The organism is Ferruginibacter profundus (assembly GCF_054783275.1).
This window is the reverse complement of the sequence record NZ_BAAGQW010000001.1, coordinates 1,962,330-1,976,135: the sequence shown is the minus strand read 5'-3', so window position 1 is coordinate 1,976,135 and position 13,806 is coordinate 1,962,330. Positions and strand designations below refer to the sequence as shown.

Genomic DNA, 13,806 nt, shown 5'->3' with positions numbered 1-13,806 from the left:
TAAGGTGATATCAATCATTTTATATACTGCTGCCAGTCATATGTTATGGTTGGCAATGCAGATTACTTTGTTTAAGTATAAAATTTGTCAATCATGAAAAAGATAATCATTGCACTGGATGGTGATCATTTTCCTAAAGGTGCATTCGAATTTGCGAAATACATTAACGAACAAAATGAAATTTTACTGGCAGGCGTTTTTTTAACGCCGGTTGATTATTCCAAACTGATGGCTTACACTACCGCAGTGGAAGGCGTGGCTATAATGCCGGAGTGGCTGATGAAAAATGAAGACGACGAAATTGTAAACCGCAACATTCAATTATTTGAAAATGCCTGCGTTGCAGATGGCATGCATTACAGGGTGCATAAAGACAGTGATATCACTGCACTGGCTTCATTAGTGGAGGAAACCCGTTTTGCAGACCTGCTGTTGGTAAGCAGCGAACTGTTTTACAAAAATGTAGAGCAGGCACAGCCCAATTATTACCTGGAAGAATTATTAAAAAGAACAGAGTGTCCGGTGTTGCTGGTGCCCGAAAACTTTAAAACACCCTCACAGATTTTACTTAGCTACGATGGCAGCGAATCTTCCCTGTTTGCCATTAAACAGTTTGCTTATCTTTTTGCAGAACTCACCAACATTGAAACCATATTACTTTCAGTAAGTGATGATAATCCGGTTGCATTACCTGAATATGGTATGGTAACAGAATTGCTGGCACGCCATTATCCTAACCTGCAATTACAAAATATAAAATCAGAAGATAAAAGATCTTTTGTGGAATGGCTGGCATGCCAACCCAACAGTTATATTGTTATGGGTGCTTTTTCAAGGAGCCTGTTCTCTCAGTTATTTAAAAAGAGTTTTGCAAAAGATATCATCCGTGATATTAAGATGCCCATTTTTATATCCCATAAATAAATTATTATGATAGCAAAAACAGATAAACACCAATATTATTTCCAGGTACAATTAAACTGGCAGGAAGGTTGCAAAGGGATACTTACCGCCAATGATGTAAAAGATGTGATCAGGGTAGCTACGCCGCCTGAGTTTTCGGGTGGTGTTGCTGATATGTGGAGTGCGGAGCATTTATTGCTCAGTGCGCTGAGTAGTTCTTTTATGTCTACCTATTTGGCCTTTGCAGCAAAAGAAAAATTAGCGATTGCCCATTTTGAATGCAGTACCATTGGACAGATTGGTTTGGTGGAAGGGCACCTGGAATTTATCAACATCAATTTGTTTCCTAAAATTTATGTTGAAAAGCAGGAGGATATAGTGACAGCTAACGAAGTGCTCACAAAAACCTATAAGCATTGTATTGTGGCCAATTCTATAAAAGCACACCTGATCCATCACGGGCAGGTATTGCTTAACCATCATGCTGTAGGCTATCATTCTTTGAATAATTAACTAATAAAATCTATTACCATGCAAACTACAAGTATAAAAAAGGTAAGCGGCAATCACGATGAGTGGAAAAATACACTTGGCTTTTATAAAGATGAATTAATGATCTGCAAAAAACGGCTTCTTGAAGTGGTATCAAAAAATACCGGCAAAGAGATCATGCAGATGGTGGAACATTTTCAAAACCAGTTTCTTGTTCAATCAGAAAATATAGACATACTTAGCCATGATATTAATGAGCATATGAAACGGATGGCCACAGAAATACAATCGCATGCGGGCCATGTTGATAAAGAAGAGCTGCCTGTTCATTTTTTGCTGAAGGATCGTTTTGAAACAGAGCAAAAAGTTTTTACACATCTTAAGGAAGAGTTTCAGCAATTCCTGGCTAAAGTGATGTAATTATTATTAATGCTATCCTGTATAAATAAAATCCAGTAAGTTTGAGCCTGATAAATTTACAGGATGAATGAACAGGTAAAATCGGAGATCAAATTTTTAGAAGGCCCCCAAAGCCGTTGGGAGGAATTTAAATTTGCCATCAAAGTACTTTTTGAATTTATAAAAGGATTCAGGGCCCTGCATTTTGTGGGGCCCTGTGTTACTGTTTTTGGTTCTGCAAGATTTAAGGATGGCCATCCCTATTATGAAATTACCGAAGAACTTTCAGGAAAAATTGCGCAACTAGGTTTTACCATTATGACGGGTGGCGGGCCGGGCATTATGGAAGCCGCCAACAAAGGCGCCAAAGCTGTAGGTGGCAGAAGTGTAGGTTGTAATATCGTATTGCCGGTAGAGCAACATCCCAACCCGTATTTGGATAAATGGGTCAACATCCGTTATTTTTTTATACGCAAAACTTTATTGATCAAATATTCTTATGCTTTTGTAGTGATGCCCGGAGGCTTTGGTACACTGGATGAATATTTTGAAGCGCTTACTTTAATTCAAACCAGAAAGATAAGCGAATTTCCCATTGTGATTTTTGATACCGCCTTTCATAAGGAACTCATTGAACATATAGAATACCTTAAAACCAAAGCCACTATTTCGCCGGCGGATACACAACTATTCCTTGTTACTGACTCTATAGAAGAAGCTGTTGCATATATTCAAAAGAACAGCATAGTAAAATTTGGCCTTACAACACAAAAACCATACAAGCCTTTCCGGTGGTTGTTTGAAAAGTAAGCAGGATTACCCAATAAAGTTGTATTATAATACTACTTACCATCCCTCTTTTTTTAATACCTGATTAATATCATGTTGTCCTTTGATAGCCGTCATTTTTATATGCCGGTGTATGCGGCACATTTGTGATGTAATACGGTTGCAATGGAAAACAGGTTGATATTAGACGAAGCGAAATACAGGCTGTTCATAAAAGAGAATGTCAACTGGCAGCGTATTATAAAAGCGCAGGTAAATGAAATTCCGTGGTGGAAAGAATGGCAGCAGGTGGCAATAAAAAAAGCAGCCAACACCTTCAGCAGAACCGGTGATAAAAGAGCGGATTATTTTTTTTATAACCAATTACAGCAACAACAAAATCAAATGCAAAAGCTCGAAAACGATATAGCAATACAACAGCAGCGCCTCGAAAAAGATTGTGTATTAAAAGATCAGTATGATGTGGATGCTTTTTGTACACAGGATATACTGAGAGATCGTATTAAAGCAATAGAAAAGACTTTTATAGAATTGAAATGCAATTTCCTGAAATACATTTCTGCAATATCATAAAACCTTATAAGATCCAATAGCTTGAATATTTCAGGTGCAAAATTTTTAAAAGAGTGTTCAATAGTTTCTGTCTAAAAAAAGCCGCTGTGTAGTCTTATTCGGCGGCTACTTTTTTTAATTAAACCGTAGATTATTAAAACAACCACTACCATACAAACCAAATGCTTTCATTGCGGCGATAACTGCAATGACATTGACATTGCCATAGAAGATAAAAATTTTTGTTGCGAAGGGTGCAAACAGGTTTACCTGCTGCTCAACGAAAATGATCTTTGTGTGTATTACGATTTTGATAAAAATCCCGGTATTAAAGCAAGGGGAAAATTTGTGAGCGAAAGGTTTGCCTATCTTGATGATGAGGCTACCGTAAAAAAACTGGTGCAGTTCAGTAATGCCTCGCAAACCAATGTCACTTTTTCTTTACCGCAGATGCATTGTTCTTCCTGTATTTTTTTACTGGAGAATTTACATCGTATCAATCCTGCCATTACCAAATCGCAAACCAATTTTCAGCGTAAAGAAGTATTCATCATTTTTGATCCGCAAAAAATTTCTTTACGTAAAGTAGTAGAACTGCTGGCCTTTATCGGTTACGAACCTGATATCAGCTTAAAGGATACGGTTACAAAAAAAAACTCAACATTCAACAGGCAAAGAATTTACAAAATTGGTGTGGCGGGCTTTTGCTTTGCCAATATTATGATGCTGAGTTTTCCGGAATACTTTTCATCCGGTAATATTGAGCAAAACGGATTAAAAGAAACCTTTACCTGGCTGAACCTTGGTTTATCATTGCCGGTGTTGTTGTATAGTGCATCAGGCTTTTTTGTATCGGCATGGAAAGGTTTGCGCCAGCGTTTTTTAAATATTGACGCACCTATTGCATTGGCCATTGTGGTTACCTATGGCCGCAGCTATTATGAGATCATCAGCGGGCATGGCGCCGGTTATTTGGATTCCGGTACCGGTATTGTATTTTTCATGCTGATCGGCCGCTGGTTCCAGGATAAAACCTACGATTCATTTTCATTCGACAGGGATTACCGTTCTTATTTTCCATTGGGCGTAAGCGTTATTAAAAATGGTATCGAAAAAAATATCCCGGTTACACAATTACAAAAAGGCAACCGTATCATTATCCGCAACGAGGAAATGATACCTGCAGATGCATTTTTGCTTAGCGGCGATGCCAATGTGGATTATAGTTTTGTAAGCGGAGAAAATACACCGGTGCAAAAAAGAACGGGTGCACTCATCTACGCAGGAGGCAAACAAATCGGCAGCGCCATAGAGCTGGAAGTTGCTGGTGACGTTTCGCAAAGCTATATCACCCAACTCTGGAACAATGATATTTTTCACAATAGGAAGAATGGCGAAAAATCATTTATACATCCCTGGAGCCGGTATTTTACACTGGCACTATTTACCGTAGCTGCCGCCACCCTGGTATTCTGGTGGATAAATGATCCGGCAAAAATACTGCCTGCTGTTTCATCGGTGCTGATTGTAGCCTGTCCATGTTCATTGTTACTGTCTGCAACCTTTACTTACGGCAATATGCTTCGCATTTTTGGTAAAAATAAATTATACCTTAAAAATGCCAGCGTAATGGAATCATTGGCAAAAATTGATACGCTGGTATTTGATAAAACGGGTACGCTTACTCAAAATCACACTTCCCTGGTAAGCTACGAAGGCACGCCATTAATGGAAAAAGAACTGGCTGCAATAAAAATGGTCAGCAGGCAATCATCACATCCGCTGAGTAAAATTATTGCGGCATGGCTGCAGGTAAAAACCGACAGGCGTATACCGGTTGAAAATTTCAGGGAATATACAGGCAAAGGCTTGCAGGGCAGTGTAAATAATATTGATGTAAAAATGGGGTCAGCTGCTTTTATCAACCAGTTTAACCAGGGCTTTGCTTCCTTCGATACCGGTACACATGTGCATGTGATGACGAATAATGTGCATATGGGACGGTTTAATGTAAGTAATCAATACCGTGATGGGGTAAAGCCATTGGCAGGTAAGTTAAAAAGTGATGGATTTACACTTTCTCTTTTAAGCGGTGATAACGATTCGGAAAGAGAGAACCTGAAAAAAATATTTGGCAATGATACACCGCTTCAGTTCAATCAAAGTCCGCAGCAAAAGCTGGACTATATTGAAGCGTTACAACAAAATAAAAAAAATGTATTGATGCTGGGCGATGGTTTAAATGATGCCGGTGCATTAATGCAGAGTAATGTAGGTATTGCAGTCAGTGATAATACGGCCCAGTTTTCTCCTGCCTGCGATGCAATTCTTGATGGCAATAATGTGAAGCTGCTGGATAAATTTATTGCGTATGCAAAGTCGGGCAAAACCATTGTTACCGCCAGTTTCATACTTTCCATTTTATATAATATTGTGGGCTTATCTTTTGCTGTACAAGGCATTTTATCGCCAATGGTAGCAGCTATTTTAATGCCTGCAAGCAGTATCAGTATTGTATTATTAGTCACCTTATTATCTTCTTTAAGTGCCCGCTCAAAGGGCTTGTAAAAGCAACTGACCAAAATCATATTATCGTTTGATGTTCATCAGCCACAAAAATTGCGGCTCCGGCTACTTTTGAATTTATAAAACCATTTTCAATGAGCGTACTATTTATTTTAATCGGTATCAGCATTTTTGTTGCTTCGGTTTTTTTAGCTGCCTTCTTATGGAGCGTACGATCCGGCCAGTTTGATGATGATTACACCCCTTCTGTACGTATGCTTTTTGATGATACCAAAGCAATTCCAACAATAAATAAAAACCAAAACTCAACAAAACTTAAACGATAAACTATGCAGGTAGAAAAATTTTATTATGATAACAAGATTGTGAGAAACTTTGCCTATGCCACCGTTGTATGGGGGGCTGTAGGTATGCTGGTGGGGCTGTGGGTAGCACTGCAACTGGTGTTTCCAACGGCATTAAATATTACACAATACTTTTCATTTGGCAGGCTTCGTCCATTACATACCAATGCGGTAATTTTTGCATTTGTGGGCAACGGGCTTTTTATGGGCGTGTATTATTCCCTGCAGCGTTTATGTAAAGCAAGAATGTTCAGTGATAAACTGAGCTATATACATTTCTGGGGCTGGCAGTTAATTATTGTTGCTGCAGCAATCACATTGCCTTTGGGTTTATCACAAGGAGCAGAATATGCGGAACTGATCTGGCCAATAGATCTTGCCATTACTGTGATCTGGGTAATATTTGGCTGGAACATGTTTGGTACCATTATTAAAAGAAGGGAAAAACATTTGTATGTGGCCATCTGGTTTTACATCGCCACATTTGTTACTGTTGCAGTATTGCACTTAGTACGTTCAGGCGAATTGCCTTATACCTGGTTAAAAAGTTACAGCTTTTATTCCGGTGTACAGGATGCGTTGGTGCAATGGTGGTATGGCCATAATGCGGTGGCATTCTTTTTAACCACTCCTTATTTAGGGTTGATGTATTACTTTATGCCAAAAGCGGCTAACCGCCCGGTTTATTCTTACCGCCTTTCCATCATTCACTTTTGGGCTTTGATCTTTTTATATATCTGGGCAGGCCCTCACCATTTATTATATACAGCCTTACCTAACTGGGCACAATCTCTCGGTGTGGTGTTTTCATTCATGCTCATCTTCCCAAGCTGGGGTGGTATGATCAATGGTTTACTTACACTGCGTGGCGCATGGGACAGGGTACGTGATGATGTGATTCTGAAATTTATGGTTGTGGCTGTTACTGCTTATGGTATGGCCACTTTTGAAGGCCCGATGTTGTCTTTAAAAAGTGTTAGTGCTATTTCGCATTATACCGACTGGATCATTGCTCACGTACACGTTGGTGCATTAGGCTGGAATGGTATGCTCACTTTTGGTGTGCTGTACTGGATCATTCCAAGGATATTTAAAACACAACTGTACTCTAAAAAAATGGCCAATAACCATTTCTGGTTATCTACACTGGGTATTTTATTCTATGCCATACCTATGTACTGGGCAGGTATTCAGCAAAGCCTGATGTGGAAACAATTTACCGAAGCAGGCCAGTTGAAATATACTTTTCTTGAAACAGTTACTTACATGAGACCTTTCTATGCTATGCGTTCTTTGGGAGGAACCCTGTATCTGATCGGCGTTATTTTCATGATCGTTAACTTATACAAAACAGTAAGATCAGGAAAACTTGTAGCCAATGAAGAAGCAGAAGCAGCGCCATTACAAAAAGAATATGTAAAACACCAGGGCGAACACTGGCACAGGTGGATCGAAAGAAGGCCGGTGCAATTCATGATCATGAGTTTGGTAGTGATATTGATCGGAGGATTGATTGAACTGGTACCAACATTCCTCATCAAATCAAATGTGCCTACCATTGCCAGTGTAAAACCTTACACACCACTGGAACTGGAAGGAAGGGATATTTATGTAAGAGAAGGATGCTATGTATGCCACTCGCAAATGATACGGCCTTTCCGGAGTGAAACGGAACGTTATGGCGAATATTCCAAAGCAGGCGAATTTGTTTACGATCACCCGTTCCAGTGGGGTAGTAAGCGTACCGGGCCAGACCTTGCCAGGGAAGGAACCGGGAACCTGAAAAAAACTGACGGCTGGCATTTCCGCCATTTCCGTGAACCATCATCTATGAGCTTAGGCTCTGTTATGCCGGCATATCCTTTCTTATTAACCAACGACCTGGATATTTCCAATACAGAAGCAAAGGTAAATGCAATGAGAACCCTGGGTGTACCTTACGAAAAAGGGTATGAGAAAAATGCGGTTGCTGATCTTGTAACACAATCGCAGCAGATTTCCAATAACCTGGTTAACGACAGCATCCGGATTTCACCTAAAAAAGAAGTGATCGCATTGATCGCTTACATACAACGTTTAGGAGTTGATATCAGTAAAAATAAAACAGCCACTTCAAATAAATAAGCCATGTTCAAATTCATAAAACAATATGCCGAAACAATGAATAATGCGAATATCTATCCCATGATATCATTGTTTATATTCTTCATCTTTTTTATAGTGCTTACTGTGCTGGTGGTAAAAATGAAGAAAGAAAGGGTGACAGAATTATCGAATATTCCTTTTGACAATGAAGAACTAACTAACTCAACCTTATAAATCAGATCAGTATGCGTTTTATATATTTAATAAAGAAAAAATTCATCCTTGTAATAGCAGCACTGCTTGTTGTAACAGTTGCTGTGGCGCAAACAACAGCTCCTGCTGCACCTACTACAGTAACATCGGGGTATAATCAGCTGGCCACATTATTGGTGATAATGACGGTAGTACTTGCTTTTGTATTGTGGGGATTAGGCCAGGTGCTTGTGGTGTTAAGCAGGCAGTTGTTGGAAAAACAGAAGAATGCAACAAAAGCCATCTCCGCAATTGTGGTACTGGTATTATTACTGGCATCTCAAACGGCCTCAGCACAGGATGCTGCAAAAGATGCGGTAACTGTAGTGCCTAACTATGGCGGCTTGTCGGCTACTTCATTTTATTTGTTTGTTACAGTAATTATCACTGAAGTGATTGCCATTGTATTCCTGGCATTTTCTATCAGGAGAATTTACAGTGAGTTGTTACCACAAAAAGAAGTAGCAGCAGCAAAAAAATCTGCATTAAAAGAATGGTGGGCGGGGCTGGACAAAAAAATATTTACAAAAGCTATTCCTGTGGAAAGGGAAGCTGATATTTTACTGGACCATGATTACGATGGCATTAAAGAACTGGATAATGCATTACCACCCTGGTGGAAATATGGTTTCTATTTTACTATCGTGGTAGGATTAATTTACCTGCTCAATTTTCATGTAATGGGCAATGGAAAAAATCCAACAGAAGAATATGCAGCTGAGATGGAAGATGCACGGATACAAAAGGAAATTTTTGAATCTACCAATAAAGATAAAATAGATGAAAATAATGTACCGATGGCCGATGCCACAGGTTTAGCAAGAGCCAAAGAGATTTTTGGAACCAAATGCTGGGCTTGTCATGGTAAGCTGGGTGAAGGTGGTGCAGGCCCGAATCTTACCGATGACTACTGGTTGCATAAGGGTTCATTAAACGATATTTTTCATACCATAAAAAATGGTTATCCCGATAAAGGAATGCAATCATGGGCAACAGATTATACCCCAAAAGAAATTAGTTTTTTGGCCAGCTATGTTAAAACATTGCGTGGCACCAATCCTCCGAATCAAAAAGCGCCACAGGGAGAACTATATACCGAAACAGCAGCAACGGCACCTGCAGCAGATTCTGCAAAGAAAACCACTGCTGATACTGCCGGTGTAAAAAAAGTGGCCGTGGTAAATAAAACTGATTCGGTCAAGACCGTATCAAAAAAGTAGGAGAACAGAACTATGGAAGAAACTATTGTACAAGACAAAAAAGGAAGCTACAGGGACTCTGTCGCCACCATCAGCAAGGAAGGGAAAAGGAATTTTATCAATCCTAAAAAACCCAAGGGCAGGTTGTATAATTTACGTACCTGGTTCAGCGTTTTTTACCTGATCGTTTTTTTTACGTTGCCGTTTATTAAGGTTAGCGGCGAGCCGCTGCTGATGTTTAATATACTGGAGAGAAAATTCATCATTTTCGGCATGGTATTCTGGCCGCAGGATTTTTTCATCTTTGGTATTGCCATGCTTACGTTTGTGGTATTTGTTATTTTATTTACTGTAGTATTTGGCCGTATCTTTTGCGGCTGGGCCTGTCCGCAAACAATTTTTATGGAAATGGTCTTCCGTAAAATTGAGTACTGGATCGATGGTGATTCGGCAAAGCAAAAGCAATTAAAAAGTATGCCCTGGAATGGGGAAAAGATCAGGAAGAGAACAGTGAAATTCATGGTGTTCTTTGCGATCTCCTTTATCATTGCCAATTTTTTCCTGGCTTATCTCATCAGCATGGATCAGTTGCTGGGTTATGTACGAAACCCGGGGGCACATGTGGGTACATTAATATCCCTGTTCATTTTTACCTGTGTATTTTTCTTTGTGTACTGGTGGTTTCGTGAGCAGGCCTGTATTGTGGTTTGCCCTTACGGAAGATTGCAGGGGGTGCTGTTAGATAAAAATTCTATTGTAGTGGCATATGACAGGGTGAGGGGAGAGCCCAGAGGAAAATTAAAGAAGAAAGACGATCACGATTGCAAGTGTACGGATTGTAAAGAGGATGGTGCCTGCAAAAGTATTGCTGCCAAATTTGAAGAAGTAAAACTAAAGCCGCAAAGCGATTGTATTGATTGTTTTGCCTGTGTTCGTGTTTGTCCTACAGGTATAGATATCAGGAACGGTACGCAACTGGAATGTGTAAACTGTACAGCGTGTATTGATGCCTGTGATGCTATTATGACCAGCATTAACAGGCCAACAGGCCTGGTTCGCTATGCTTCTGAAAATAGCATTGCCAACGGGGTGCAATTAAAATTCACCACCAGGATTAAAGCCTATACAGCGGTATTAACTCTACTGTTGTCATTACTGGTATTTTTATTGGTAAGCAGAACAGACCTTGATGCCAGATTGATGCGTACTGCCGGTATGACGTACACTTCTTTGCCTGACGGACGTATCAGTAACCTGTATAATTTAAAACTGGCCAACAAAACGCATAAAGATATTCCGTTTACTTTAAAACTGGAAAACCTTAATGGTGAGATTGAATACGTAGGCAGTGTAAGCATGATCGTTAAAAAAGAAGATTATTCTCACCTGCAGTTTTTTATCAAACTCAACCGCAACGATATTAAAGGCTGGAAAACAGAACTGAAGATTGGCATGTATGAGAATAATGTAAAAATTAAAACCATCACGGCTAATTTTATCGGACCTGAAATTTATAACTGATAAATTATTTACTATGAACTGGGGATATAAAATACTTATTGTTTATGGCATTTTTGTTGCCGGCATCATGTTCATGGTGTTTAAATCATCCAATCAGAAAATGGACCTGGTTACCACAGATTATTATGCCAAAGAATTAAAGTACCAGGAACGTATTGATGCAACCGGCAAGGCCAATGCACTGTCTGAAGATATAAAGTACGAGATAAAAGATAACCAGGTGGTATTGCATTTTCCCAAGGATCTTGCAGGAAAAAAGATCAGCGGCAATGCACAGTTGTATTGCCCTGCAGACGAAACCAGAGATATTGTAAAGGATTTTACTGCAGATGATCTGCTATTGAGTATCCCGCTGAAAAAAGATAATACAGGGCTGCATGAATTACATATCAGCTGGACGGCAGATGGCGTGAGTTATTATTTTGAAAAGAAAATATTTATTTAAGCAACAGGCCGATGGTACAATTAATATTTGCTGCATTTGCAATGGGATTGCTGGGAAGCTTTCACTGCGTAGGTATGTGCGGTCCTTTGGCTTTGTCATTACCATTAAGCAGTGATGGTAACTGGGCAAAATTTTCCGGTGCCTTTTTGTATAATGCAGGCCGGGTGGTAACCTATTCGGTATTAGGGTTAGTATTTGGTGCGCTTGGTAAAAGCGTGGCGCTGTTTGGATACCAGCAATGGTTATCTGTCATCTTAGGCGTATTGATCATTGTTTTTATCATACTCCCGAAAAGAATAGCGTCATTTAATAACAATAATTTTTTGCTGTCTTTTTTCGAAAAGATAAGAGCCGCATTAGGGCAACTGTTTTTTAAAAAGAATTATTCTTCCCTGTTTTCAATAGGCTTGTTAAATGGCTTGCTGCCTTGCGGATTAGTGTATATGGCTGCGGCAGGGGCGGTGGCTACCGGTGATATTGGCAACAGTGTATTATTTATGGCATTTTTTGGTTTGGGAACATTGCCGGTAATGTGGAGTGTTGCTTTCTTTGGCAACTATGTAAGTATCGGTATCAGGCAAAAAATACGCAAGGCCTATCCATATATGATGATGCTGATGGCCTGCCTGCTGATACTCAGGGGCATGGGGCTGGGTATACCTTATGTAAGCCCTAAGGCAGATGTGGAAAAAAAGGAAATTAAGAGCTGCTGTGCAAAACCTGATTAAATTCAGTTTTTGACATGACGAAGATTGGTAAAAATAAGGGAGAGAAAAAAGATATTTATTCAAATGAAAATTATAATATTCAGTGTTTACTAATATGACCAGTAGTTATACAGCCAAATTAGACCAGTACCGCCATGAATACCATACATGGAAAAGAATGCTTGAGTTTTTTAAGCAGGAAAATGCTTTCTTAAAAACCCGTCTTTCTGAAGTGGTAGATCGTAATACAGATAAGGAATTCCTGGCACTGGCCGAACATTTTCAAAATCAGTTTATCATTAAAGATGAGTTCATGGACGAACTGAGGCATGATATTAATGAAATGGAGGCTGAACTTAAAACACCTTCAGGCTCCGCTAAAATAATAACGGATAAAAAAACGGAAGCTAAACAAACCAGGCTGCGTAATGAAATTGAATACCTGGAAAAAAACTTTACACAACTGAAAAATGAGTTTAATAAATACCTTGTTTCGGTTTTGTAACCGGTATTAATTTAAAAGGGAGGCCAGTTTTTTTTCGTTCAGTATAAAAATATTGCCTTCTTTGATCTCAATTAATTTTTCATTTTTAAAATCGCTCAGCGTACGTATCAGCGATTCTGTGGCAGTACCTGCAATATTGGCCAGGTCTTCTCTTGAAATATGCATGGAGAAAATAGTATCGCCTTCTTTCTTATATTTATTCTGCAGGGTTATTAACGCATCGGCTACTCTTTTTCTTAAAGAATTATAGGCAATGCCCAGCAACTGCTCTTCTTTTTCAGAAACATTTTTGGCCAGCAGCTGAATAAATTTCTTCTGTACACCCGAATTGGAGTGCATCAGTTTTTCAAAATCTTCTTTTGGTATCACTGCAATTTCTGCATCTTCAATAGCTTCAGCATTTTCCTTATATACAGATTCTTCCAGTAAAGCTGTATAACCAAAAAAATCGCCTTCGTTAAAAAGGCCAACTGTTAGTTCTTTCCCGTCATCATTGGTCTTAAAAATTTTCACTTTACCTTTTTCTATATAAAACAAACGTACGGGGTGGTTGCCTTCGGTATAAATGATCTGTTTCTTTTTGTAATGGTTAATATTGCCGCTTTCGGTTAAATATTGCAATGCATTTTTGCCACCAAACTCGTTCAGCATCTGCTGCACGCCGGCCGCACTGCTCTGGTATTCTTTTTTCAGCAGGTCGGCTTTATGCAGGCGGCTTTCCACCGCATTCAGCAATTCAATATCATTAAATGGTTTGGTGATATAATCATCGGCACCCATTTCCATCCCTTTTCTAAAATCGTTACGTTCTGCTTTTGCCGTTAAAAAAATAAAGGGAATACCCACCAGCTCGGGGTTTTTATTAATAAGGTGCAAAACGCCATAACCATCCAGTACCGGCATCATTACATCGCAAATGATCAGGTCTATCTTTTTTTGAAGTGCTATCTCTATACCTTTTTTGCCGTTTTCGGCAGTAGCCACGGTATAGCCGGCCAGTTGCAGTATTTCTGCCGTATTCTCCCTGATCTCATTATTATCTTCAATAAGCAGTAAGTGCTTCATATAAATGTTGGTTATGTAGTAA

Annotated in this window: 15 protein-coding genes; 14 read left to right on the top strand and 1 reads right to left on the bottom strand. The window is 39.3% G+C overall.

Annotated features, from left to right (window positions below; genetic code table 11):
• Positions 1–93 precede the first annotated feature (93 nt).
• From ACYVM0_RS08405 to ACYVM0_RS08340, 14 genes are all read left to right on the top strand, one after another.
• Positions 94–924: an adenine nucleotide alpha hydrolase family protein gene (locus tag ACYVM0_RS08405; protein ID WP_460555334.1), complete on the top strand. Its 831-nt coding sequence runs from the start codon at positions 94–96 to the stop codon at positions 922–924.
• 6 nt (positions 925–930) lie between these two features.
• Positions 931–1,416, top strand: a complete 486-nt coding sequence (locus ACYVM0_RS08400) for an OsmC family protein (RefSeq protein ID WP_460555331.1) — start codon at positions 931–933, stop codon at positions 1,414–1,416.
• Between the two features lie 18 nt (positions 1,417–1,434).
• Entirely contained in the window at positions 1,435–1,815 is a 381-nt protein-coding gene (locus tag ACYVM0_RS08395) for a hypothetical protein (RefSeq protein ID WP_460555328.1), read from the top strand.
• 63 nt (positions 1,816–1,878) lie between these two features.
• Positions 1,879–2,604, top strand: coding sequence for an LOG family protein (locus tag ACYVM0_RS08390; protein ID WP_460555325.1), 726 nt, complete (start codon positions 1,879–1,881; stop codon positions 2,602–2,604).
• Positions 2,605–2,748: 144 nt separating this feature from the next.
• Positions 2,749–3,156: a hypothetical protein gene (locus tag ACYVM0_RS08385; protein WP_460555322.1), complete on the top strand. Its 408-nt coding sequence runs from the start codon at positions 2,749–2,751 to the stop codon at positions 3,154–3,156.
• A 129-nt stretch (positions 3,157–3,285) separates the two neighbouring features.
• Positions 3,286–5,703: a heavy metal translocating P-type ATPase gene (locus ACYVM0_RS08380; RefSeq protein ID WP_460556308.1), complete on the top strand. Its 2,418-nt coding sequence runs from the start codon at positions 3,286–3,288 to the stop codon at positions 5,701–5,703.
• A 92-nt stretch (positions 5,704–5,795) separates the two neighbouring features.
• Positions 5,796–5,987, top strand: a complete 192-nt coding sequence (gene ccoS, locus ACYVM0_RS08375) for a cbb3-type cytochrome oxidase assembly protein (RefSeq protein ID WP_460555319.1) — start codon at positions 5,796–5,798, stop codon at positions 5,985–5,987.
• A gap of 3 nt (positions 5,988–5,990) precedes the next feature.
• Positions 5,991–8,129 (top strand): bifunctional cbb3-type cytochrome c oxidase subunit I/II, encoded by a 2,139-nt coding sequence (ccoN, locus tag ACYVM0_RS08370; protein WP_460555316.1) that lies wholly within the window; start codon positions 5,991–5,993, stop codon positions 8,127–8,129.
• Positions 8,130–8,132: 3 nt separating this feature from the next.
• The gene (locus tag ACYVM0_RS08365; protein WP_460555313.1) at positions 8,133–8,324 is read left to right on the top strand and encodes a CcoQ/FixQ family Cbb3-type cytochrome c oxidase assembly chaperone; all 192 of its coding nucleotides are present in this window, start codon (positions 8,133–8,135) and stop codon (positions 8,322–8,324) included.
• A gap of 11 nt (positions 8,325–8,335) precedes the next feature.
• Positions 8,336–9,562, top strand: a complete 1,227-nt coding sequence (locus ACYVM0_RS08360; protein WP_460555310.1) for a cytochrome c family protein — start codon at positions 8,336–8,338, stop codon at positions 9,560–9,562.
• 12 nt (positions 9,563–9,574) lie between these two features.
• Positions 9,575–11,062, top strand: coding sequence for a CcoG/RdxA/FixG family protein (gene ccoG, locus ACYVM0_RS08355; protein ID WP_460555306.1), 1,488 nt, complete (start codon positions 9,575–9,577; stop codon positions 11,060–11,062).
• A 13-nt stretch (positions 11,063–11,075) separates the two neighbouring features.
• Complete coding sequence (locus tag ACYVM0_RS08350) at positions 11,076–11,507, top strand: FixH family protein (RefSeq protein WP_460555303.1); 432 nt, start codon at positions 11,076–11,078, stop codon at positions 11,505–11,507.
• A gap of 11 nt (positions 11,508–11,518) precedes the next feature.
• Positions 11,519–12,235 carry a sulfite exporter TauE/SafE family protein gene (locus ACYVM0_RS08345; protein ID WP_460555300.1) on the top strand — a complete coding sequence of 239 codons (717 nt, stop codon included), beginning with the start codon at positions 11,519–11,521 and terminating at the stop codon, positions 12,233–12,235.
• 82 nt (positions 12,236–12,317) lie between these two features.
• The gene (locus ACYVM0_RS08340) at positions 12,318–12,719 is read left to right on the top strand and encodes a hypothetical protein (RefSeq protein WP_460555297.1); all 402 of its coding nucleotides are present in this window, start codon (positions 12,318–12,320) and stop codon (positions 12,717–12,719) included.
• Positions 12,720–12,725: 6 nt separating this feature from the next.
• On the opposite strand, the gene ACYVM0_RS08335 is transcribed toward ACYVM0_RS08340, so the two are convergent.
• Entirely contained in the window at positions 12,726–13,784 is a 1,059-nt protein-coding gene (locus tag ACYVM0_RS08335) for a response regulator (protein WP_460555294.1), read from the bottom strand.
• Positions 13,785–13,806 lie beyond the last annotated feature (22 nt).